The 21,789-nt window shown below is 47.2% G+C and carries 19 protein-coding genes, 1 tRNA gene, 3 pseudogenes and 1 other annotated feature (1 of these 24 running past the window's edge); of the genes and pseudogenes, 12 read left to right on the top strand and 11 right to left on the bottom strand.

Going from position 1 to position 21,789, the window contains the following annotated elements:
* From HMPREF9469_RS32585 to HMPREF9469_RS34160, 6 genes and pseudogenes are all read left to right on the top strand, one after another.
* A pseudogene (locus HMPREF9469_RS32585) lies at positions 1 to 185 on the top strand (IS30 family transposase); the annotation flags it as partial.
* Between the two features lie 478 nt (positions 186 to 663).
* Entirely contained in the window at positions 664 to 1,023 is a 360-nt protein-coding gene (locus HMPREF9469_RS01760; RefSeq protein ID WP_007858561.1) for a Fur family transcriptional regulator, read from the top strand.
* A 103-nt stretch (positions 1,024 to 1,126) separates the two neighbouring features.
* Entirely contained in the window at positions 1,127 to 1,693 is a 567-nt protein-coding gene (locus tag HMPREF9469_RS01765) for a 6-pyruvoyl trahydropterin synthase family protein (RefSeq protein WP_007858562.1), read from the top strand.
* 329 nt (positions 1,694 to 2,022) lie between these two features.
* Positions 2,023 to 2,385: a hypothetical protein gene (locus tag HMPREF9469_RS01770; protein ID WP_007858563.1), complete on the top strand. Its 363-nt coding sequence runs from the start codon at positions 2,023 to 2,025 to the stop codon at positions 2,383 to 2,385.
* 435 nt (positions 2,386 to 2,820) lie between these two features.
* Positions 2,821 to 3,267, top strand: a complete 447-nt coding sequence (locus HMPREF9469_RS01775; RefSeq protein WP_007858565.1) for a hypothetical protein — start codon at positions 2,821 to 2,823, stop codon at positions 3,265 to 3,267.
* A gap of 119 nt (positions 3,268 to 3,386) precedes the next feature.
* Positions 3,387 to 3,479 (top strand): annotated as a pseudogene (locus tag HMPREF9469_RS34160) (transposase); the annotation flags it as partial.
* A gap of 166 nt (positions 3,480 to 3,645) precedes the next feature.
* On the opposite strand, the gene HMPREF9469_RS01780 reads toward HMPREF9469_RS34160, so the two are convergent.
* From HMPREF9469_RS01780 to HMPREF9469_RS01800, 5 genes are all read right to left on the bottom strand, one after another.
* Positions 3,646 to 3,718, bottom strand: a tRNA-Ala gene (locus HMPREF9469_RS01780).
* 86 nt (positions 3,719 to 3,804) lie between these two features.
* On the bottom strand, positions 3,805 to 4,131 hold the full coding sequence (locus HMPREF9469_RS01785) for an MmcQ/YjbR family DNA-binding protein (RefSeq protein ID WP_007858567.1): 327 nt from the start codon (positions 4,129 to 4,131) through the stop codon (positions 3,805 to 3,807).
* Between the two features lie 129 nt (positions 4,132 to 4,260).
* Positions 4,261 to 5,424, bottom strand: a complete 1,164-nt coding sequence (locus tag HMPREF9469_RS01790; RefSeq protein WP_007858568.1) for an SAM-dependent methyltransferase — start codon at positions 5,422 to 5,424, stop codon at positions 4,261 to 4,263.
* A gap of 138 nt (positions 5,425 to 5,562) precedes the next feature.
* Complete coding sequence (nifJ, locus tag HMPREF9469_RS01795) at positions 5,563 to 9,099, bottom strand: pyruvate:ferredoxin (flavodoxin) oxidoreductase (RefSeq protein ID WP_007858569.1); 3,537 nt, start codon at positions 9,097 to 9,099, stop codon at positions 5,563 to 5,565.
* Positions 9,100 to 9,655: 556 nt separating this feature from the next.
* A complete protein-coding gene (locus HMPREF9469_RS01800; protein ID WP_007858571.1) occupies positions 9,656 to 11,491 on the bottom strand; it encodes a VanW family protein in 1,836 nt (611 codons plus the stop codon).
* Between the two features lie 186 nt (positions 11,492 to 11,677).
* On the opposite strand from HMPREF9469_RS01800, the gene HMPREF9469_RS01805 reads away from it, so the two are divergent.
* Both HMPREF9469_RS01805 and HMPREF9469_RS01810 read left to right on the top strand, forming a co-directional pair.
* Complete coding sequence (locus HMPREF9469_RS01805; RefSeq protein ID WP_007858572.1) at positions 11,678 to 12,523, top strand: PHP domain-containing protein; 846 nt, start codon at positions 11,678 to 11,680, stop codon at positions 12,521 to 12,523.
* Positions 12,524 to 12,641: 118 nt separating this feature from the next.
* Positions 12,642 to 12,878 (top strand): hypothetical protein, encoded by a 237-nt coding sequence (locus tag HMPREF9469_RS01810; RefSeq protein ID WP_007858574.1) that lies wholly within the window; start codon positions 12,642 to 12,644, stop codon positions 12,876 to 12,878.
* 63 nt (positions 12,879 to 12,941) lie between these two features.
* On the opposite strand, the gene HMPREF9469_RS01815 is transcribed toward HMPREF9469_RS01810, so the two are convergent.
* The 3 genes and pseudogenes from HMPREF9469_RS01815 to HMPREF9469_RS01825 all read right to left on the bottom strand — a co-directional run bounded on the left by HMPREF9469_RS01815 (position 12,942) and on the right by HMPREF9469_RS01825 (position 16,039).
* Positions 12,942 to 13,442, bottom strand: coding sequence for a GNAT family N-acetyltransferase (locus HMPREF9469_RS01815; RefSeq protein ID WP_007858576.1), 501 nt, complete (start codon positions 13,440 to 13,442; stop codon positions 12,942 to 12,944).
* A 283-nt stretch (positions 13,443 to 13,725) separates the two neighbouring features.
* Positions 13,726 to 14,828: pseudogene (locus tag HMPREF9469_RS01820) on the bottom strand (AI-2E family transporter); the annotation flags it as partial.
* Positions 14,829 to 14,845: 17 nt separating this feature from the next.
* Complete coding sequence (locus tag HMPREF9469_RS01825; protein ID WP_007858580.1) at positions 14,846 to 16,039, bottom strand: alanyl-tRNA editing protein; 1,194 nt, start codon at positions 16,037 to 16,039, stop codon at positions 14,846 to 14,848.
* Between the two features lie 157 nt (positions 16,040 to 16,196).
* Between HMPREF9469_RS01825 and HMPREF9469_RS01830 the strand changes: the two genes are divergently transcribed.
* Complete coding sequence (locus HMPREF9469_RS01830) at positions 16,197 to 16,451, top strand: hypothetical protein (protein WP_007858582.1); 255 nt, start codon at positions 16,197 to 16,199, stop codon at positions 16,449 to 16,451.
* A 69-nt stretch (positions 16,452 to 16,520) separates the two neighbouring features.
* Here the strand turns inward: HMPREF9469_RS01830 and HMPREF9469_RS32280 are convergent, their stop codons facing one another.
* The gene (locus HMPREF9469_RS32280) at positions 16,521 to 16,673 is read right to left on the bottom strand and encodes a hypothetical protein (RefSeq protein WP_007858585.1); all 153 of its coding nucleotides are present in this window, start codon (positions 16,671 to 16,673) and stop codon (positions 16,521 to 16,523) included.
* Positions 16,674 to 16,817: 144 nt separating this feature from the next.
* On the opposite strand from HMPREF9469_RS32280, the gene HMPREF9469_RS01835 reads away from it, so the two are divergent.
* Together HMPREF9469_RS01835 and HMPREF9469_RS01840 are read left to right on the top strand one after the other, a co-directional pair.
* Positions 16,818 to 17,234, top strand: a complete 417-nt coding sequence (locus tag HMPREF9469_RS01835; protein ID WP_007858586.1) for a hypothetical protein — start codon at positions 16,818 to 16,820, stop codon at positions 17,232 to 17,234.
* A 33-nt stretch (positions 17,235 to 17,267) separates the two neighbouring features.
* Positions 17,268 to 17,549 (top strand): hypothetical protein, encoded by a 282-nt coding sequence (locus HMPREF9469_RS01840; protein ID WP_007858587.1) that lies wholly within the window; start codon positions 17,268 to 17,270, stop codon positions 17,547 to 17,549.
* Positions 17,550 to 17,626: 77 nt separating this feature from the next.
* On the opposite strand, the gene HMPREF9469_RS01845 is transcribed toward HMPREF9469_RS01840, so the two are convergent.
* Entirely contained in the window at positions 17,627 to 18,424 is a 798-nt protein-coding gene (locus tag HMPREF9469_RS01845; RefSeq protein WP_007858588.1) for a L,D-transpeptidase family protein, read from the bottom strand.
* A gap of 242 nt (positions 18,425 to 18,666) precedes the next feature.
* Between HMPREF9469_RS01845 and HMPREF9469_RS01850 the strand changes: the two genes are divergently transcribed.
* Entirely contained in the window at positions 18,667 to 18,987 is a 321-nt protein-coding gene (locus HMPREF9469_RS01850; protein ID WP_007858589.1) for a cyclic-di-AMP receptor, read from the top strand.
* Between the two features lie 123 nt (positions 18,988 to 19,110).
* Here the strand turns inward: HMPREF9469_RS01850 and leuS are convergent, their stop codons facing one another.
* A complete protein-coding gene (gene leuS, locus HMPREF9469_RS01855) occupies positions 19,111 to 21,525 on the bottom strand; it encodes a leucine--tRNA ligase (protein WP_007858590.1) in 2,415 nt (804 codons plus the stop codon).
* Between the two features lie 153 nt (positions 21,526 to 21,678).
* Positions 21,679 to 21,789: a binding site (T-box leader), on the bottom strand; it runs 136 nt beyond the window's last position.

Consider the following 21,789-nt stretch of genomic DNA (forward strand, 5'->3'; position numbering starts at 1 on the left):
ATTTAGATGATAATAAAATTAAACTTATGATGAATCACATAAATAACGAAAAAAGAGACAGTCTTAATGGGCATAGCCCATATGAACTCTCTCTTTTACTCTTGGACAATAAGCTTCACAAAGCAATCGGATTAAAGGCAATCGCACCTGATGACGTAATGCTTAGTCCAAACTTGTTAAAATAAATAGTTTAAGCACAGGCAGATTTCACTGCACCAGAATTTAGTCTTGCACAAAGGCATGTGGAATTTAGTCTCGCACACTATTTTCAGATGCCCCGTTAGCATGCAAAAAAACATCAAAACTGGGTGCTTATAGGTTCATTATAAGGCAAATGTATAAATTTGTTAAGGTACAAAGTGGAAGTTAATTCCGCAAATTTACTAGAATAGTCTACAACTGGAATTTAGTTTTTCATTTAAGTAATGATAAAAAGTATGATCCTGCCGTCCCTGGCAGATAACCCGTCCAATCCCTAAAAACAAGATATTTCATGGAATTTATTTCTAATAATAGCTTGACAACCATATAAGAAAGTTTTATAGTGAAATTAGAATTATTCTAATTTTAATTTTATCTTCTAGGAAGATGAAAATTGCAAGGCAGAACTTGATGCAGTCTTCCTTAAAGATCTTCAATTATTAAAAAAACGAGGGATATAACATGACTCGCTATGGACAGAGTATATTGGAAATCGTTAATTGTACAGATGAACACATGACCGCGGAACAGATATTTTTTACACTGAAGAAGAAATTTCCCGCCGTGGTCATGGCAACCGTTTATAATAATCTGAACAGTCTTTACCAGAAGGGAATGATCCGCAAGATCAGCGTGGAAGGCCAGCCGGACCGGTATGATAAAAACACCAGGCATGACCATTTAGTCTGCCGCCGCTGCGGAAAACTGGCTGATCTAAACCTCTCAGATATGACTGCTGAACTGGAAAAGCAAGTGGGTTTCAAGATCGACATCTATGACCTGAAGATATACTATCTCTGCCCCGAATGCCGTAAAGCATAACATTCTACTGCAGATGTATTTACTGTCCGGAAGAACCATTTATCAGATGCAAGCGTATGCGGGCGCGTAACCCCGTAAATATAAATACAAAGGAGAAAATATCATGAGGAGTATTACAACATTGGATCTGCAGTACGCTCATAGGTTCTACGGTTTTAAGGGCGAGGCGCAGTATCTGCACGGACATACGGGTATTTTAACAATCGAGGTGGAGGATTCAGTGGAGCCTGGTGTTAACATGGTTTTCCCATGTAATGAAATTCAAAAAACAGCCTGGGCGCTGTTGAAGAATTTTGACCATGCCCTGATCTTAAGAGAAGACGACCCACTGCTACCCGCAATCCTTGGCGTGTATGAGGCACAGGGTATCCGCGATGGCGCTCCCAACAACCAGATGAAGGGACCGGCATTCAAGACAGAGCTTGCAACCGCATATCCGGAATGTCGGTTAGTGGTTACAAAAGAGACTATGACAGTTGAAGGAATGATCAAGATCGTCTATGATCTTCTGAAGGACAAGCTGAATATTGCAAAGATCACCTTTAGCAGCGGCGTCAATGCTGCGTCAGAGGAATTTAAACCCACCCTTAAGGTGGACCGCTGCCCGCTGTGCGGCATTGCCCTGAACGAGAACGGCGTATGTCCCAAGTGTGGATATAAGAAGAGCTGATATTGATTCGATTGCAAATAAGACGGATGCCATACAGTTGTATGGTGTCCGTCTTATTTCGTTTCGTTCGATTGACTATTTACAGGATCAGCTTATTATCATGTTGTTGACAGCCTTACCCATTACTCTGTTTGATATAACTGAACAGATCTTTATTTACACTCACTTGCCATGGTGATATACTGAATCTGCAAGACTAATATATCAATCGCCAGACCTCTCCGTCTCCTAAAGTACCACTATAGCTGCAATAAAACGGCCTGGGTAAAATACCTTCTTTATATCAAAACACAACCAGTGTTATATTTTAAGAATGAGGAGAAGATAAGTTGAAAACAAATTTCGTTGTACCTTTTATAATTGCTATTTTTATTTCTGGTTGTGCTGAAGCACAATCAGGAATCAGAGGACAAAATGTTAATGATTACACAGAAGAAAAATCGGTTGTGATAGAAACAAGTGATCAAGAATTAAATGTTAATTTACCAAATGGAGATGAGAGAGTGTTTATAGATTTATCTTATTTAGAAGGTGTATATAATATAAGTTACACAATGCGTTACACTGCACTTGATCTACATCCGGATGAAGAATTTACATGGTGGAATTACTATACAGTTGATGAATTCTTATCATCAGAATACTACGATGACCGTTTTTCTGCTGAATTAGATAGGGAAAAAATGATATAATCATTTCTTTTGGACGTAAGTTAAAATACCTTTATTATTATGAAAAAGATTATTTGTCAGATACTAGATGGCAATTAAAAGGGTATCGCGCCAGACCTGTTTTTGAGAGCGACTATCTGCATAAAAGTGCTTATATATATTTAATTAACAAAACCCATTTAACAGATAGTGAGCTTGCAAGTGATGACATGAATACCTTTTTAGAAGGAAACATCCCTTTTGAGCTTCCACCCATAGAGGAGGAAATAAGAGAATCAGAATAATTTATATACAATCCTCGATTTATTATGAGTAGTTGGAATAAAAGTAATGGGGCTTAATTATTGGGAGTCTTCTAAACTAATCTAGAGGGAAATCAGAAATTATATAATAGGTCTCCCCTAGAAGTAATAAATATAATTAATGTTTCACCGTCAAGAAAGGACGAAATTAAATATGATTAAATGCAATAAGAAAATAGGTATTATTATCGGAATTGTAATCATTGCATTGCTGATGTTTATTCATCCTCTTTTATTCAAGAAAAATTATATTGAGAAAATTGCAAAAATAGATCTTCCCAAATCAGCAAATCTGATAGATTCTAAGTTTTATGTAGACTTATATGGTGTTCAATTAACGTATGCAAAGGTAGAGATAGATGACAATACATATAATTCAATGAATGTGTCTGTTGCATCATCTTTATTTGATTCTCTTCAAAATTATGTTGATAAGTCCAATTATAATTCACTAAATCTAAATAATGCAGATGAACTGAAATGTAGTGAGATAATGGATAGCAAATATTCACTAGTTGCAGGTGCTACAACAAGGGTAACATATTGTATTGCCGTAAAAGAGAATAATGAAAAATATTACATTTACATTTTATCATATTAATTATGCAGTTCAACACCCAGAAGTTTAAACCAATCATTGAATGTGCATTAACAAAAAAGGTAGATTGACTTTTCTATCTCTTTCATTGTTTTCAAGCAGTTCTCATACTGTACACTCACTTTATCAAACGCCTGATTGTGCATATCCCAGACAAGCATTTTAAAATGGTCCGATACCATGGCATTTATACAAAGCACCATAAACAGGAAAGAATCTCCAAAAAATTGCCGATTTGCGAAGTTTTCTATAAAACAAAAAAGCAGCCTTAAACGGCTGCTTAAAATCAAAATAGTTACAGTTGGGTAGCTATGGGTAATTTTTCATCAAATACAGATTGATGATATACAGAAGCCCCTCCTATTTACGTACTTTATTTAATGGAGCATACGGGATTCGAACCCGTGACCTCCACACTGCCAGTGTGGCGCGCTCCCAGCTGCGCTAATGCCCCGACCAGAAGAATATATCATAAATACACTCTAAAATCAAGTATTTTTTACTATTTATACCTTTTTTCTTTCATTTTCTTATTTTGCCTCATTTTGTCAGGTCGTAACTCTCACCGATCATCCGCTTAATGTCCTTGTCAGGCACCGTGCCGTCCAGCACCACCGTGTTCCAGTATTTCTTATTCAGATGATATCCCGGCCTCACTGCAGTAAATGCATTGCGCCAGAATTCGATCCACTCCGGGGCGCATTTCAGGTTAATGCATACCTCATCATTTCTGCGGTAGATCCAGGCAAACACCTTTTTATTCTTCCTGTGGCGTATCACCGCCCACTCGTGGTCACGGAACGGATAATCCTCATAAACGTCCTTGTACGTCAGGCAATATTGGATCAGATCCTGCTTTGTCTCCATCCGTACCCTCCTCCTCCGTATATTCGTGTACTCCTGGAATCCCAGCTGCAAAGATAGGGGCCGAGGAGACTCCGGGAGTACAACATTATTCATTCTTTTAAACTATATCTGCCGCTGTCCGCTGAAGCCCTAATACCACCTCACCATAGGCAGGCTGTTGTTCACGCCCTTACTCACCAGCACCTGATGCAGGTCGATCACCCCATTATGAAAGGTAGCCGCACAGGAGCACAGATACAGGTCCCACATGCGCACAAACTCCTCGTCAAACATTTCCCTTATCTCATCCTGGTGTTCTTTAAAATTCTTCTCCCAGCACAGCAATGTCCTGTTATAGTGATTCCTCAGGTTTTCCACATCCAGGATGTGGAAATCATGCTCTGCCATCAGGGAAATAATCTCTCTCAGGCTGGGAATAACGCCTCCGGGAAATATATACTTTTTGATCCACGGATCACCTGCATGTTCCTTCTGGCTGCTGATAAAGTGAAGGAGAAAGACACCTCCCGGCTTCAGGACCTTATCCATACAGTCCAGAAATCTTCCGTAGTTTTCCCGCCCCACATGTTCCACCATGCCTACGCTGACTATACGGTCAAACTTCATGCCGCTTGAAGGAAGATCCCTGTAATCCATCAGCTTTACGGTTAACAGGTCTTCCAGCCCTTCCTCCTTAATGCGGTTTGTAAAACCTTCATACTGTTCCCTGCTCAGGGTAATACCGGTTCCATGGATGCCATATTCCTTGGCTGCACGGATCAAAAGAAAGCCCCACCCGCATCCCACGTCCAAAAGACTCATTCCTTTTTCCAGTGACAGCTTCTTCAAAATGTAATCAGTCTTGTTCACCTGTGCCTGGTACAATGTATCTTTTTCCGTCTTGAAATAGGCGCAGGAATAATTCATGGTTTCGTCCAGCCACAGCCTGTAGAAATCATTTCCAATATCATAATGGGATGAAACCTCCGCCTGCTGGTTCTTCTTGGAATTGGAGGGATGGAGCAGCTTTTTCAGCCGTGTCTGGTTGACTGAAAATTTATCCATCTGTCCCAGAAAATGGTCCAGCGCCTCATACAGGTCGCCTTCCACCTCCAGCCTTCCTTTCATATAAGCCTCCCCCAGTGCCAGGGACGTACTGTCCGTCAATTCCTTTACCGGAATATTGTCCCGGATATTAACTGCAAATATAGGGTTTCCATGACCGATCCGGTCCTCGTGTCCTTCCCATTTCAATAAAAAGGGATAATCGGTAAAACGGTTTAGAAAATGAACCATGGCTCTCTCTTCTAACATACTGGTATGACACATCCTCTCTGTCAATCTTTATTTCTTCCAGTATTATCCCCTTTTGGAAACAGAATATACAAAACCCCAGAGAGCAATATGCTCTCCGGGGCCCTGTTTTATAGAATTAACTATTCACTATCAGGATTAGTCATTACCATATAATGTAACCAGCTTCTCTAAGTAAGCGTAACGCTCCTTAGCCTCTGCCTCGTTACGTGCGAACAGCTCAGCTGCTCTCTCAGGATTCTTCATGGTCAGGGACAGGTAACGAACCTCACCCTTCAGGAATTCCTGATAATTGTCCATCTTAGGTGGCTTGGAATCCAGGGAGAATTTCTTCTCAGCTGCTGGGTTGTAACGGAAGTTATTCCAGTAACCGCACTCTACAGCCAGCTTCTCCTCTGTCTGAGCCTTGTCCATACCCTTCTTAATACCATGGTTGATACATGGAGCATAAGCAATGATCAGGGATGGTCCCGGATAAGCCTCTGCCTCGGCAATTGCCTTAACAGTCTGAGCCATATCAGCGCCCATACAGATCTGTGCAACGTATACATAACCGTAGCTCATGGCAATACCAGCCAGATCCTTCTTCTTGGTGTCCTTACCGCCGGCAGCGAACTGTGCAACAGCACCTGTCTTGGTTGCCTTGGAGGACTGACCGCCTGTATTGGAGTAAACCTCAGTATCATAAACCATGATGTTGATGTCCTTACCGGATGCCAGCACGTGGTCTACACCGCCGAAGCCGATATCGTAAGCCCATCCGTCACCACCGAATACCCACTGGGACTTCTTAGCCAGGAAATCTTTATTCTTTACAATGTCTTTGCAGGTTGGGCAGTCAATACCGTCCAGAGCTGCAACCAGCTTGTCAGAAGCAGAGCCGTTGAGAGCACCAATACCAAATGTATCCAGGTATTCCTTGCATGCAGCCTTAACTTCATCAGAAGCCTGCTCACTTGCCATTACTTCCTCAACCTTAGCCTTTAAGCCGTCTCTGATCGCGTTCTGAGCCAGTAACATACCGTAACCAAACTCAGCGTTATCCTCGAACAGGGAGTTGTCCCATGCAGGACCCTGGCCTCTGGAGTTAACAGTGTAAGGAGTAGATGGTGAGGAGTTGCCCCAGATAGAGGAGCATCCTGTTGCGTTGGCAATGTACATTCTGTCACCGAACAGCTGGGTGATCAGTTTTGCATAAGGAGTCTCGCCGCATCCTGCACAAGCACCTGAGAATTCAAGCAGAGGCTGCTTAAACTGGCTGCCCTTAACAGTGTTCTCTTTGAACTTGGCAAGAACTTCTTCCTTAACCGGCAGGGACTGACCAAAGTCAAATGCTGCTGCCTCACCCAGGTTCTCTTCCAGGCTCTTCATCTCCAGAGCCTTGTTGCCCTTCATACCAGGACACACATTAGCACAGGAACCGCAACCGGTACAGTCTAACGGAGAGATGGTCATGGCAAACTTGTAGCCTGGCATACCAGTCATATCCTTCATCTTCATATCTGCAGGAGCCTTAGCTGCTTCATCAGCAGTCATGGCAACCGGACGGATTACTGCATGAGGACATACATAGGAACAGAAGTTACACTGGATACAGTTCTCAGGAACCCATGTAGGAACCTTAACTGCAATACCGCGCTTCTCATATGCAGAAGAACCGGATGGTGTGGAACCATCTGAATAATCTACAAATGCGGATACAGGCAGGTTGTTGCCTTCCTGAGCGTTAACCTTGGACTGGATATTGTTAACGAAATCAACTACATCCTTTCTTCCATGGCTTACAACTGCATAGTCAAGACCTTCGTCTTCACAATTCTTCCAGCTCTCCGGAACCTCTACCTTGTGAACGCCCTTAGCGCCTGCATCGATAGCTGCCCAGTTCTTCATAACCACATCTTCGCCCTTACGTCCGTAGGTTGCCTTTGCAGCAGCCTTCATCAGCTCGTTTGCCTTCTCTGCAGGAATGATACCTGTCAGTTCAAAGAATGCGGACTGAAGAATGGTGTTGATACGTGTTGGTCCCATGCCTGTCTCAATACCGATCTTAACACCATCGATGGTGTAGAAGTTGATGTTGTGATCAGCAATGAACTTCTTAACCTGGCCTGGCAGATGCTTCTCAAGGCCTTCCTTATCCCATGGGCAGTTCAAAAGGAATGTACCGCCGTCAACCAGCTCCTGAACCATGTTGTACTTGCGTACATAGGCAGGATTGTGGCAGGCAACGAAGTCAGCCTTGCGGATCAGGTAGGTGGACTTAATAGGAGTATGTCCAAAACGCAGGTGGGACATGGTTACGCCGCCTGACTTCTTGGAGTCATAGTCAAAGTATGCCTGTGCATACATGTCTGTATTATCACCAATGATCTTGATGGAGTTCTTGTTTGCACCTACGGTACCGTCAGCACCCAGACCCCAGAACTTACAGTTGGTGGTTCCTTCCGGAGTGGTTACAAGAGGTGCGCCCAGTTCCAGTGACAGATTGGTCACATCATCCACAATACCAACGGTAAATGGAGACTTGGTGGTGTTCTCATATACGGCAACGATCTGAGCAGGTGTGGTATCCTTGGAACCTAAGCCGTAACGGCCTGTAAGGATCTTAACCTGATCAAACTTAGTTCCCTTAAGAGCAGCAACAACATCCAGGTACAGAGGCTCGCCTAAAGCGCCTGGCTCTTTTGTTCTGTCTAATACGGAGATAACCTTAACGGTATCAGGGATTGCATCGATCAGTGCCTGTGCACAGAATGGCCTGTACAGACGAACCTTAACAACGCCGACTTTCTGTCCCTGCTTAGCCATGTAATCAATGGTCTCTTCAATGGTATCATTAACAGAACCCATGGAGATGATCACACGCTCAGCATCCGGAGCGCCATAGTAGTTGAACAGCTTATAGTCTGTACCGATCTTAGCATTAACCTTGTCCATGTACTCCTGAACGATTGCAGGTAATGCATCATAATATGGGTTGCAGGCCTCTCTTGCCTGGAAGAAGATGTCGGGGTTCTGGGCAGATCCTCTCTGGCAGGGATGGTTTGGATTCAGGGCATTCTTACGGAACTCGTCAATGGCATCCATATCAACCATATCCTTCAGTTCATCATAATCCCAGGTCTCGATCTTCTGGATCTCGTGGGATGTACGGAAACCGTCAAAGAAGTTGATAAAAGGAACTTTGCCCTTGATAGCTGCCATATGGGCTACTACAGTCAGGTCCATAACTTCCTGTACACTGGACTCGCACAGCATAGCACAGCCTGTCTGACGACATGCGTAAACATCGGAGTGGTCACCGAAAATAGATAATGCATGGGTTGCAAGTGCACGGGCGGAAACCTGAATCACGCCTGGAAGCTGCTCACCAGCAATTTTGTAAAGGTTTGGTATCATCAACAACAGACCCTGTGACGCTGTGTAGGTAGTTGTCAGCGCACCTGCTGCCAGAGCGCCATGTACAGAACCTGCTGCACCAGCCTCAGACTGCATCTCTGTAATCTGCACTTCACGACCGAAGATATTGGTTCTTCCGTCTGTGGCCCATTCATCTGTGGCTTCTGCCATAGGTGAGGATGGGGTAATTGGGAAAATAGCCGCAACATCGGTAAATGCATAGGAAGCATGAGCCGCTGCGTGGTTACCATCCATGGTTTTCATTTTTCTTGCCATTTTGATTTCCTCCTACAAATAGTGAATATGTATATGTAATGGTATACATGTGAGTCCGCCTCCGGGGCATAAAACCCTATGCAGACTGACCTGTCTACTATTATAGCAATTATTTAACAAATTGCAAATGCTTAATCGCAATTACTCCAAAAAATACAATATATATCATTAAAAAATTATAAACTCCCACAAAAAAGAAAGGGCTGCTGTTTGCGTGTCAATACTCGGCATGATCCTTCTATAAGCTGTCTTAATGACAGCTGGGGGGGAGGAATAAATCAGGCTTTCCAACAGGCTGAAAGCGGCCCCGTCCTTCTCATCCGGGTTCTCGGGCCCCTCCATCTCTGATTTCCGAACAGGAGATGTTCTTCTTGCGGATCCGTTCTAATGGCTTCGAGCCCGTGCTCAAGGATTCGGGAATCACTTTCTTTTGATTTTCATTTTCTTTTTTCATAAATTGTTTATTCCCCTCCACTTATTTGGGCGCCGAACCAAAGAAAAAGGAACCAAAAATACGGTTCCTCTTTCTCATAGACACTATTTGTTAAATTTTAAATTATTCCTGTTTCAGGGGAGCAACGATCACCGCATTGTCGCCTCCCGGTCCGGCGGAACCGCTGCTCTCTGTCCCTGGCGCGGATGGTGCCGGGGATGAGGGTGCTGTGGTCGGCGCCGCCGTAGGTGCCGCGGTGGGATCCACTCCCGGTCCGTTCTCCTGCGGCGTGCTCTCAGCGGGCGGTACAACAACATTGTCGCCTGGAACATATCCGTCAGGCATTCCGTCCACGGTTGGGATCGCTGTATCTGCCGGCGGAGTGGTCTCCTCAGGTGCAAGCACCACGCCGGTGGTGTTGCGCAGGATAACGGGAGCATGGCCTTTGTATGTGGTCTTGTGGTCCAGTTCCCTGGACACTTCCTTGCCGTCCTTGTAGATCACCTTGTACGTCTCCCAGCGGCTGCCCATGGTACCGGCGCTCTTTTGAACCTCCACCCCCGGCTGGAGTGTCTGGTCCTCCTGGTAGGTGGGGGCCGGCGGATCCAGGTCCTCCACTTTTTTGGACTCCAGGTCCAGCTTCATTCCATCCTCCAGAATGGGGATGCCGTAAATGGAAACCGTCATCTTCTGGTCCCCATAACTGGCCCTGATGCCAATGGATGTGCTGGTGGTGTTCTTAAACCGGAAATCCGGCTGTTCCCAGCTCACGGTTGCATCCTGTCCCGGTGTAATGTAGTTGGGTTCAAAGGTATGGGAGCGCCTGAAGGAAATGCTCTCCTCCCCAAGTCCGGAGCGGTATACCGCATTGTACAGTGTGGTGGAAACCTGGCACACGCCGCCGCCGATCTCCTGGACTACTTCCCCGTTATTATAGGCAGCGGCCCCTTTATAGCCCTTTGCCTCTGTTCTTTGTCCCACTGCGCTGTTAAAGGAAAACTCCTCCCCCGGATGGACTACGGTCCCGTTCAGGGCTTCCGCCGCCAGCCTGATGTTGGTGTTGCGGTTCTTATTGGCCGTTGTCTTAGTGGTAAATGTACTAATGGTCTTATATTTTTCCTTTGCCGCAGCGGCACTGATATCAGGTGTGGTCTCACTCCCCGTGGCCTTGATGGCAGCATCAAACTTCTTATCCTTCATTGCCTGGACAATATCCTGTGCCAGCTGTTCCTGGTTAATGGAGAATCCGTTCTCCTCTCCCTTAAACACAAATTCGCCTTTTTCCTTGTCAAAGGAATCAATGGAGCCGTTCTTTGCTTTCTTATCCCACTTGGCTGCGCAGGCGGCTGCTTCCTTGGCGGCTGCCTCTTCCATCCCATCCATATCAAGGGTATAGCTTTCCTCCGGCTCCCCGCCATATATCTCTTCCAGAAGTGCGTCTACTTTTTCAGCCACCAGGTCTGTCACATCATAGGTGCTGTCACCGTATGTAACCGTCATGCTCCATGCATATTCTTTTAAGATCGCATTTCTCGCCTGGTTCCTGGACATGCCGGTGATGGTAATGCCGTCCACCTTTACTTCCTTCGTGATCTCGGTTTCCGTAGGAGCCGCCGTGCTGGTCTCATCCGGATTTCCCATCCTGCCCTTTGCCTTCAGCACCAGGGCTATACATGTGATGAGAACAAGGAGCACCACTCCAATGGCTGCTATCTTCTTATAATCAGGTCCCTTCTTTCTTCTGTGGGCACTGTTTCTCCTGGCATTCTGAGCCGCGTTCATCCTGCCGGCCTGTCCTGAGCGGTAGGAGGATGAACCGCGGGAACTTCCGCCCCCTGAACTGCTCCTGCCTGTATTTCTAGCGGAGTGTCCTCCGGTACTTCTATTATTATTAACCTTTCCCCGGCTTCTGCCAGGGTTGGAGGTTCTGCGTTCTCGGTTATTCTCTAATTGATTCATCTTATTCACCTGTCATTTCCGTCCATCAAAATATTCACAGATTGTAGTATAACATACTTTATGTAAAATGGAACCGTCTTTTTTGTTTTTTTTCCGCCAATTTTACTTATTGTGAAATTCATGTTACTATATATAAAGCAAGTATTATCAAGATGTTAAAAATTGGTTACATTTGGAGGTTTTACCATGGGATTTGTGGATCTGCACGTTCATTCAAACGCATCTGACGGCACCTTCTCACCGTCTGAGGTGGTCAGGCTGGCTGCCCGGACCGGACTGGACGCAATTGCGCTGACCGATCACGACACCACCGCCGGAATTGCCGAAGCATCCCGGGCCGGCGTCCAATATGGTGTGGAGGTCGTCCCCGGCATCGAGGTATCCAGTTCCTACCAGGGACGTGAGATCCATATCCTCGGATTCTTTGTCCATCCGGAAGATCCCGCACTGGAACACGTCCTGGAACAGTTCCGCGAACGCAGGGATGAACGGAACAGGAAAATGCTCCGGCGTTTTGCTGCGGACGGCATCATTCTTACCAATGAGGAACTGTGCGCCGGCAACCCCAACACGGTCATAACCAGGGCACATGTGGCCAGAGCGCTTCTGGCCCGGGGACTTGCCTCCTCCATGGACCAGGTATTTAAAAAATACCTTCAGTATGACGGGCGGTATTGTCCTCCCAAAGCTTATCTGTCTCCCGGCAAGGTTATGGATGCACTGCTGTCGGGAGGAGCATTTGTGGCCCTGGCCCATCCCTTCCAGTACAAACTGGGAGACAAGGGTACGCAGGAGCTGACCGCGTTCCTGGCCGGTATGGGCATGAAGGGGCTGGAAGTATACCACTCCTCCCACAACCGCCTGGAAAGCATGAAACTTCAGGCCATGGCTTCCGCTTACGGGCTGCTTTCCACAGGAGGCTCGGACTTTCACGGCAGCAATAAGCCGGATATCGCCATCGGCTGGGGCAGAGGCGGATTAAAAGTGTCCTCCCTGCTGTTAGATGATATAAAAAAAGCCCGCCAATCCTAGTTTTTTTATCTAATATTGTAATTGTGCAGGGGTTGATATTTTGATATAATCATATATGTTAAAAGATTAACCAGGCTTTTCCAGATTTGGAAAAGTACTACAAACAGGAGGAATTGCCGTGAAGATCCAGAACATAACTGATGTAGAGAAGTTTTTTGAAGTGGTAGACCAGTGCAAGGGAACCGTGGAACTTGTGTCTCCGGAAGGCGACCGTATCAACCTGAAGTCAAAACTGGCCCAGTATCTGTCAATGGCTACAATCTTCTCCAACGGATATATCAAAGAATTAGACTTGATCGCACACGAAAAAGAGGACATCGAACGTTTAATCAAATATATGTACCAGGGAGAATAAGGTTTTGATCCAGACAGCCCGGAACTTGAGAACAGTTCCGGGCTGTCTGTCATTTATGCTGCTTTACCTGTCCCGGGGCCATGATCTTAAATTCTCACCCAAGGCATCTTTAACCATTCGATAAAATGTTCCCTTTCCAATCGGCGTTGACTGTTCAAAGGGCATTCCGTCCATTTGAAACCCTGCTTTTTCGTAACAGCGGACCGCCCGTTGGTTCCATGTCCTGACTTCTAAGCACAACGGCTTACCAGGATAGAGTGTTTGGGAAATTTCAGCGGCCAGCATAAGAATTTCCTCTCCATATCCCCGTCCGCATATCTTTGGATCAATTCCTATTCCTATGGATACTTCCTTTTCTTTCTCTAAAATGCTCGTGAATCCGATCAAACGGTCCCCGTCACAGTATGTATAGTAATTTTGTACCCTCTCCGGATTTCCGAAGGCGGTCCTTTGTTCTTTTTGTTCCCGGTATGGCGGCATATTATATAATCCGTATTCGCCTTCGTATTTCCAATTGCTAATGATCTCTTTTTCCCTTTCATCCATCAGATGATATTTAAGCATAATGCTGCGTCCTCCTTAAACCTGCAAATGGCAGCCATCAAAACCGCCTCCGCAAATTTCGATTTCCTCCTGTAAGCCGCACAGCCCGGAACTCATGGCAAGTCCGGGCTGTTTTTGTTATTTATTTCTTCTTCCGGCTGGTTCCTGACACGTTTCCGGCTGTCCCCGTGGGTGGAGCCATCCCCTTGGCACCAGGTTTTCCCGAATCCAGGACTGACTGCGTTTCGGCCCGGGCAGTCTGAGGCCCGGCCTGTCCATACCCACGTTCCCTCTTACGTATCTCCCTCACATTCACCTCATCCCTTAACAAGGCATATAGGACGGAACACAGAGGGATGAATATGAGCATTCCCACGATCCCCATCATGCTGCCGCCCAGGGTCACTGCCACCAGCACCCAGATAGAGGGAAGCCCAACGGAATTGCCCACCACATAGGGATAGATCAGATTGCCTTCAATCTGCTGGAGCACAAAAAAGGTAATGGTAAAAATAAGGGCGTCCATGGGATCCACCATCAGCATCAGGAACACTCCCACTCCCAGCCCCACAAAGGCACCGAATATGGGGATCAGGGCTGTAAATGCAATGAGCACCCCGATCAGCAGCGCGTAGGGAAGTCGCAGCAGGCTCAGCGCGATAAAGAACATGGTTCCCAGGATCACTGCTTCCACACACTGCCCGGTCAGGAAACTGGAAAAGGTCCGCTCGGTCAGGGCAGTGATCTCCACTACCCGTTTTGTCACAGCCTCAGGCAGGAACGCATTCAGCAATTTTTTCACCTGACGTCCCAGGGTTTCCTTTTGTAGAAGGATGTAGATGGCAAAAATGAATCCGATCAAAAAGGTGGATACCCCGCTCACAATGGAGATGGCCGCTGAAAAGGTGGTGTTCAGCATGGTGCCTGCACCGCTTTTTAAAAATGCCACCATGTCCTGCAGTATCTGCTGCCAGTCGATCTCCACATTGTTTAAATATTCCAGCATCTGCGGGTAGCTTGCAAACAGACGCTCAGCTTCGGCCTGCACCCCTGCAAAGAAAAGAGGCACGCTGCTCTGAAGGTTTAAAAATGTCTTGACCAACTGCGGCGTCACAACAAAGGTAACCAGAAACAGGATGCCCGCCACCAGAAATATGGTCATCACCAGACTCAGCGGGCGTCTTAGTTTACTATTTTTTCCAAATATTGTCATGTGACGTTCTATGTTGCGCATGGGCACATTTAAGATAAATGCAATGGCTGCCCCCAGTATAAACGGCCATGTAATGTGAAACAGAGCTGCCGCCACATCAAACAGCCGCCTGTAATTGACCCCTGCCACCACCACGACCACGGTGAACAGGATCAGTCCTCTGATTTTTTTAATGTATCCCGATTTAGTTCCATATTATCATCCTTTATTTTCACTGGGCGCCTGTTTCCATTAACAGGGCGCTCTCTTCCAGGAACACCTTTGTCACAGACTGCCTGTCCGCCCGAAAGGTTCCCTGGGACATGAGGGCGCTTCCGCCGCCCCGGCCGTTCAGCCGCCGGTTCATAGCCTTGCTCAGGGCACGCATATCACAGCAGCCGCTTCCCAGGGCATACTGATATTCCTCATTTCCATTGCCGGGGGAGCAGACCATTACAATGCTTCCCCTTTTCCTCTCATATAAAAGGGTGGACAGCTGGCGTATCTGCACCATATTCAGTCCCTCCTCAAATAAAGCCAAGGGCGCTTCTCTCTCCGGGTACTGCTCTGTCCTGAGGGAAAAGATCTGTCCGTACAGGCGGCCCATGAGCATTTCCCTGTCCTGCAGATCGTTCTTAAGCTTTTCCACTGCCTCCGGCACCAGGTCAAGTCTGGCTGAGAGAAGGTTGGAAAGCCTGATCTCATCCTTCAGCCTGTCCCTGTAATCCAGAAGGGCCCTGCGGCCGCAGAGCAGAAAAATGCGGACGCCGCCTTTGTAGTGGATCATGCTCCTTATCTTAATGATGCCCACTTCTCCTGTATTTTCTACATGTGTTCCGCAGCAAGCGCACATATCCGCATCCGGTATTTCCACGATCCGCACCAGTCCGGTCAGTTCCTTCTTGCTTCTGTAATCCAAGGAATCCAGTTCCTCCTTGTCAGGATACAGAACCTTTACCGGGACATTGTCATACACTGCCTGGTTGGCTTCATTCTCCAGCTGATCCAGCTGTTCCGGAGTGATGGGGCCGTTAAAATCCACGGTCACTTCCTCCGACCCCATATGGAACCCTACATTATCATATCCAAACCGCCTGTGGACCAGCCCGGACAGGATGTGCTCCCCTGTGTGCTGCTGCATGTTGTCATACCGCTTCTGCCAGTCAATGATGCCCTCTGCCAGTGTTCCCGGTTCCAGGGGCGCTGCCAGCTCATGAATGATCACATCCCCCCTTTCATGCACGGAAAGCACGGCAACCCCGTTCAGCGTTCCTGTGTCAAAGGGCTGTCCTCCTCCCTCGGGATAAAAGCCTGTCTGATTGAGAACAGCCAGCCAGGTGCCTTTCCCGCTTTCCTCACACTGTTCTATGGTACACATAAAAGACTTCACATAGGGAGTCTGGTAATATAATCTGCTCTTATCCATCTTATAAGCCCCTTTTCTTTAATGCTTTCATGATTATACTATAGATTGGCTGGTTGTACCATTTAAAAATTTATAAAAATATTTGAAAACCAGGAAACATGAGCAAGCAGGGGTTCATATGATACAGTGTAATTAAACTTTATATGGAGGAACTAACATGAGTGATGTAGCAGCAACAAACTGCGGTTGTGACTGTGGATGTGGATGTGGAACAGGAGGAAACGGGTGCAACCTGATCTGGCTCATCCTGATTCTGTGCTGCTGTGGCGGAGGCGGCGGTGGATGCTTTGACCACAACAACTGCGGAGGCGGTTGTGGATGTGGTTGCGGAAGTGGAAGCGGCTGTGATTTTATTTGGATCATCCTGCTTCTGTGCTGCTGTGGTGGCGGCGGTGGCGGCTTCTGCTGCTAATTCCCACCTCTGAGAATCCTCTACAAAAGACAAATAAAACAGGGAGTGGCTTCATCACTCCCTGTTTTTCTATTTTTCAGAGCCTGCAGAACCAGGAGATCCATAGGCATTGCCGGTTCCCCGGTTCTTGCCTCCATATCCTTTTCTGCCCTGCTTTCTTTTCAAACATTCATCATCTATCTCATAAACCGCGTTTCCATCGATCACTAAACGGCTATACATGGATCTCACTCTCCTTCCATATTATTAATATATGCAGTGTCCAGGCTTTGGCGCATCCAATCACTTCTCAACTCAAATATGTGGCATTGTTTGCCGTCCCTTTGCATAAACTTAAGCAAAGAATGAAAAGGCCGGTGGAAAGATATGAACCCATCTGATGACTATAAACTTACTGATTTGGATTATCTCATAGGGGACCACCATCTGCAGATGATAAAGGCTGCCCTCCCCTACCTGGGCGTGCAGGAACAAAAAGCCATATCCCTTTTTGTAAAGGCGCAGGAGCTGCGAAAGACAGTTGAACTTTTTGAAACCGAGGAAGTGGCTTCCATGGGCATATGCTCCCTGGAAAGTTCGGAAGGGACCGGGTCTTTGCGGGATCTTCTGAAAGCCATACGTCCCTACGGCAATCCCATGGAACGGGATATGATCGATATGGCCCAGAATTTCATGGACGGCCAGACTCCCATGGACCAGATGCGCAGGTTCCTGACACCGGAACAGCAGTCCCGTTTCGAGACCATGGAAATGATGATGACCGCGTTCCAGGCCATGTCGTAATCACATCTTATTTAAGAAAGGATACATAACAGTATGGATGCAAACTGGAAAAAAGATCCACGCCTGAAATCCATGAGCAAGGAAAAGCTTGCCCTGCTCACAGAATTTGCGGACCGCATTGAACACACGGAAAAAAACAAGCTGATGGAGGCGTTCATGTCCATTAATCTGGAAGCCAGGCAAAAGGGGATCCAGTTTAATGACAAGGAGACAGCTCTCCTTGTAACCATCTTAAGTTCAGGCATGCCCTCTACTGAAAAGAAGAAACTGGATATGCTGAAAATGTTGTCAAAAAAAATGGCAGGGCCGCGCTGATCAGGCGCACCCTGCCTTAGAAAATATCAAATGATCCAACTCAATGATTCGGACCCTGTGTCCGAATCATATGTTTATCATTTCAGCTGAGTTATATCAGCGGCGATCACGATCCTGGTCTTCTCCGTGGCTGTCTGCACCAATTCCTTGGCTCTGGATTCAGGAAGCCGGATGCAGCCTGCAGAACCATTATCCGCTGATGCGGTAAAACAGTGAAGGAAAATAGCCGATCCCTTTCCCGGCACACGGTCCGAATTATAGTCCAGCGCAAGGGCATAATTATAGTAGGGAGAGGCTGCCGCCAGGTTCTCAGCCGAGTTCCAGGACCGGGAAGTCACGGACGTATTCACCAGCTGATTATAGTAAGAGCTGGAGGGATCATCCACCCAGTAATCCCCCTTTACCACCTTATGATAGGGAAGCATGCTGCCGGGATCCTCCTTCAGGCCAAAGGCCATGGTAAAACCATAGGTGCCGGACGGGGTCTTGCCATCCCCTTCCCCTTTATCCGAAGTGATGCCTCCCCGTCCCACAACGGATGCCTCTTTCCACACCAATTCAAAGGAATCTTCAGACTTGGCGTAATAGTAAGTATCTGCATTGCACCCGCCGGTGCCCACCACCACGATCATCTGGTCCGCCTCCCTGGCAGCTTCCAGATTCTGGGGCTGAATCACACCGTCCACCACGGCCGGAGCCTTTGTATCCCGGCTGATCTCCACCATCCCGGGGCCTCCTCCCTTATCAGCGCCCTGCACCCCCTGCACCAGGACTGCCGCATACGCCGTACCGGCTGTTTGCCCTGGCGCCGCTGCCGGGACTGCCGCTGCCAGGACCGCCATTGCCAGGACCGCCATTCTTCTATATCGTTTCATATGGAATCTCCTCTTCATATGGAATCTCTCTTAACATAAAATTTCTTTTCCTATTATAACCTGCACCGGTTATAATTGGTATTTCTTTTTTCTTACAATTCTCTTTGTAAGGAACCTGATTCCGACCCAAAAAATTGTTAATAAAATTTAACTTGAACATATCCTAAGACCGGCCTATAATAAATCCAACATTACATTCAAGGATCCTATTTTCAGGTGATTTCTTGAAAGGAGGCGCGCATATGCAGTTATTGATCATCATCATTCAGGAAGTTGACTACGAACGGCTTTCCAGGGAATTCATCAGGCACCGGATACTGGCTACCAAGTTCTGTACCGAGGGACTGTATCTGAACAAAAAGAACATCACACTGATGGTGTGCATTGAAAAAGAACGGGAAAAGGAAATTCTGGAATATATAAAGAACAGCTGTACGGAACGGGTGGAGGAACGCCAGGTATCCGAATATAACGGTCAGATGTTTGTGGATACATTAAAGGGCGTCAAGGTTGGAGGCGCCACTGTATTTACAGCAGACGTGGACAAGATACTGAAATTCTGATCCTGAGTTTCAGCTTCCGGTCAGGGAACCGGTTGAACAGGACAGCACAAGGAATGGCATGCCGCAGACAACACGGCATGCCATTCTTTTTATCAATCTCTGTTACATAATCCGCGACCGCTTTTATTTGCAGACAATATTGATGATCTTGCCCGGTACGTAGATTTCCTTTACAATATTACCGGCCAGCTTGTCCTTAACAGCTTCCCTGCCGGCTGCCAGCGCATCCTCTTTGGAAATGTCGGCGGGCAGATGGATCACGGAACGGGTCTTGCCATTTACCTGGACCGCCACCTCAATCTCATCATCCTTCATGGCTTCCTCGTCACATTCCGGCCACTGGGCATGGAATACGCTGTCCGTGCCGCCCAGCTGCTGCCACAGTTCTTCTCCAATATGAGGGGCAAAGGGTGCCAGGAGAATGACAAATGTCCTCAGTGTCTCCTTGTCAATGCCGCCCTCCTTCTTTGCCAGATCGATCATCTTGTTGTTGTATTCCATAAAACCGGAGATAACCGTATTCAGGCTGAACTGGTTAAAGCGGTACTCAATATCGTATACCAGTTTATGGCGCAGCTTGATCATTTCCCTGGTGGCCTCTATCTCCTTGTCTTTGTTGTCCATCACAAGGTTCCAGAATCGGTTCAGGAACCTGGAAACGCCTTCGATCCCCCTGTCGTCCCACTCTGCATCCAGTTCAGGCGGTCCCACAAACAATTCATACAGCCTTAAGGAATCACAGCCATAGTCCCTTACCAGATCGTCAGGGGATACCACGTTGCCTTTGGACTTACTCATCTTGATTCCGTTTTTGCCCGTGATCATGCCCTGGTTAAACAGCTTCTTAAAGGGTTCGTCAAAGTCAATGGCCCCGATGTCACACAGGAATTTTGTGTAAAAACGCGAGTACAGCAGATGGAGCACTGCATGCTCTACACCGCCGATATACATATCAACCGGCAGGTACTTGTCTGCCTTTTCCCTGGATACAAGCTCCTCTTTATTATGGCTGTCCACATAGCGCAGGAAATACCAGGAGGAACCAGCCCACTGGGGCATGGTGTTGGTTTCACGTTTGGCAGGCGCCCCGCAAACCGGGCAGGTGGTATTCACCCACTGGTCAATGGCTGCCAGAGGTGATTCTCCTGTTCCGGTAGGCTGATAGCTCTCCACCTCGGGAAGCCTTAAGGGAAGCTCTTCCTCAGGCACAGGCACGCAGCCGCACTTGGGGCAGTGGATAATGGGGATGGGCTCTCCCCAGTAGCGCTGGCGCGAAAATACCCAGTCGCGCAGCTTATAGTTAACCGTCTTGTGGCCGAATCCCTTTTCCTCGATCATATGGGGCGCTTCCTTTTTAAGGACAGCTGACTCCATGCCATTCCAATCACCGGAATTGATCATGATGCCGCTTGCCTCCGTGTACGCCTCGGTCATATCTTCGATCTCAACGCCGTCCTTTGCAATAACCTGTACAATGGGAAGGCCGAATTTCTTTGCAAACTCAAAGTCCCTGTCGTCATGGGCAGGCACGCACATGATGGCTCCCGTGCCGTAGTCTGAAAGTACATAGTCGGACAGCCAGATGGGTGTCTTTGCGCCGTTTAACGGGTTGATGGCATAGCTGCCTGTAAACACGCCCGTCTTATCCTTGGCCTGCATACGGTCTACATTGGAGCGCATGGAGGAATCAAAGATATACTGTTCAACCGCCTCCCTGGTCTCATCCGTGGCCAGGCTCTTGGCCAGCTCGTGCTCAGGGGCAAGCACCATAAAGGTGGCGCCGTACAGGGTGTCCGGTCTTGTGGTGTAGACCGTGATCTTCTCCTCACGTCCATCAATGGGGAAATCCACCTCTGCGCCATAGGATTTACCAATCCAGTCTGTCTGCATCTTCTTAACTTTCTCAGGCCAGTCCAGCTTGTCCAGGTCATTTAACAGGCGCTCTGCATAGGCAGTGATCTTTAACATCCACTGGCGCAGGTTCTTTTTGGTCACGGCAGTGCCGCAGCGCTCGCAGCAGCCGTTTACCACTTCCTCATTGGCAAGGCCGGTCTTACAGGAAGGACACCAGTTAATAGGGAACTCCTTCTCATAGGCCAGGCCCTTTTTGAACATCTGTACAAAGATCCACTGGGTCCACTTGTAGAAATCAGGGTCCGTGGTGTTGACCTCCATATCCCAGTCATAAATGGCGGCAATCTGTTTGATCTGCTTTTTAATATTGGAAATGTTGGCTTCCGTGGACTTAGCCGGATGAACCCCCATCTTGATCGCGTAGTTCTCAGCAGGAAGGCCGAATGCGTCCCAGCCCATGGGATGGATCACATATTTTCCCTTTAACAGCTGGTATCTGCTCCACACATCGGAGATTACATATCCCCTCCAGTGGCCCACATGAAGGCCGCTGCCTGACGGATATGGGAACATATCCAGACAATAATACTTTTCTTTCTTGCCATCATTGACATTGATGGGCTTTTCCTCCCAGTTTTCACGCCACTTTTTCTCAATCGCGCTGTGATTGTACTGTGTTGCCATAATTTCATTCCTCCATTGGTTATCTCAGGGCAGGTGAACCATATAACATTCGGGACTTCTTACCCGCAGTGCGATTCCGGCGGAGCGTTTTTTATATCATAGGGAACTCCAGAGAAATCTCCTATGATATAAAAAAGCCCTGCGTCTCTATCCTCTAGAGACGCAAAGCCAATGTCCTCGCGCGGTACCACTCTGGTTCATGCCTTCTGACGCATGCACTTGTTCCTCTTATAACGGTAAGGGTTCCGTCCTGTCCTACTGAGA

Source organism: [Clostridium] citroniae WAL-17108 (assembly GCF_000233455.1).
Classification (GTDB): Bacteria; Bacillota; Clostridia; order Lachnospirales; family Lachnospiraceae; genus Enterocloster; species Enterocloster citroniae.

What these genes read in the sequence shown, in the direction of transcription:
- HMPREF9469_RS01760 (WP_007858561.1), top strand. Translation starts at nt 664, where the DNA reads ATGACTCGCTATGGACAGAGTATATTGGAAATCGTTAATTGTACAGAT.
- HMPREF9469_RS01765 (WP_007858562.1), top strand. Translation starts at nt 1,127, where the DNA reads ATGAGGAGTATTACAACATTGGATCTGCAGTACGCTCATAGGTTCTAC.
- HMPREF9469_RS01775 (WP_007858565.1), top strand. Translation starts at nt 2,821, where the DNA reads ATGATTAAATGCAATAAGAAAATAGGTATTATTATCGGAATTGTAATC.
- HMPREF9469_RS01785 (WP_007858567.1), bottom strand. Translation starts at nt 4,131, where the DNA reads ATGGAGACAAAGCAGGATCTGATCCAATATTGCCTGACGTACAAGGAC.
- HMPREF9469_RS01790 (WP_007858568.1), bottom strand. Translation starts at nt 5,424, where the DNA reads ATGTTAGAAGAGAGAGCCATGGTTCATTTTCTAAACCGTTTTACCGAT.
- nifJ (WP_007858569.1), bottom strand. Translation starts at nt 9,099, where the DNA reads ATGGCAAGAAAAATGAAAACCATGGATGGTAACCACGCAGCGGCTCAT.
- HMPREF9469_RS01800 (WP_007858571.1), bottom strand. Translation starts at nt 11,491, where the DNA reads ATGAATCAATTAGAGAATAACCGAGAACGCAGAACCTCCAACCCTGGC.
- HMPREF9469_RS01805 (WP_007858572.1), top strand. Translation starts at nt 11,678, where the DNA reads ATGGGATTTGTGGATCTGCACGTTCATTCAAACGCATCTGACGGCACC.
- HMPREF9469_RS01815 (WP_007858576.1), bottom strand. Translation starts at nt 13,442, where the DNA reads ATGCTTAAATATCATCTGATGGATGAAAGGGAAAAAGAGATCATTAGC.
- HMPREF9469_RS01825 (WP_007858580.1), bottom strand. Translation starts at nt 16,039, where the DNA reads ATGGATAAGAGCAGATTATATTACCAGACTCCCTATGTGAAGTCTTTT.
- HMPREF9469_RS01830 (WP_007858582.1), top strand. Translation starts at nt 16,197, where the DNA reads ATGAGTGATGTAGCAGCAACAAACTGCGGTTGTGACTGTGGATGTGGA.
- HMPREF9469_RS32280 (WP_007858585.1), bottom strand. Translation starts at nt 16,673, where the DNA reads ATGTATAGCCGTTTAGTGATCGATGGAAACGCGGTTTATGAGATAGAT.
- HMPREF9469_RS01835 (WP_007858586.1), top strand. Translation starts at nt 16,818, where the DNA reads ATGAACCCATCTGATGACTATAAACTTACTGATTTGGATTATCTCATA.
- HMPREF9469_RS01840 (WP_007858587.1), top strand. Translation starts at nt 17,268, where the DNA reads ATGGATGCAAACTGGAAAAAAGATCCACGCCTGAAATCCATGAGCAAG.
- HMPREF9469_RS01845 (WP_007858588.1), bottom strand. Translation starts at nt 18,424, where the DNA reads ATGAAACGATATAGAAGAATGGCGGTCCTGGCAATGGCGGTCCTGGCA.
- HMPREF9469_RS01850 (WP_007858589.1), top strand. Translation starts at nt 18,667, where the DNA reads ATGCAGTTATTGATCATCATCATTCAGGAAGTTGACTACGAACGGCTT.
- leuS (WP_007858590.1), bottom strand. Translation starts at nt 21,525, where the DNA reads ATGGCAACACAGTACAATCACAGCGCGATTGAGAAAAAGTGGCGTGAA.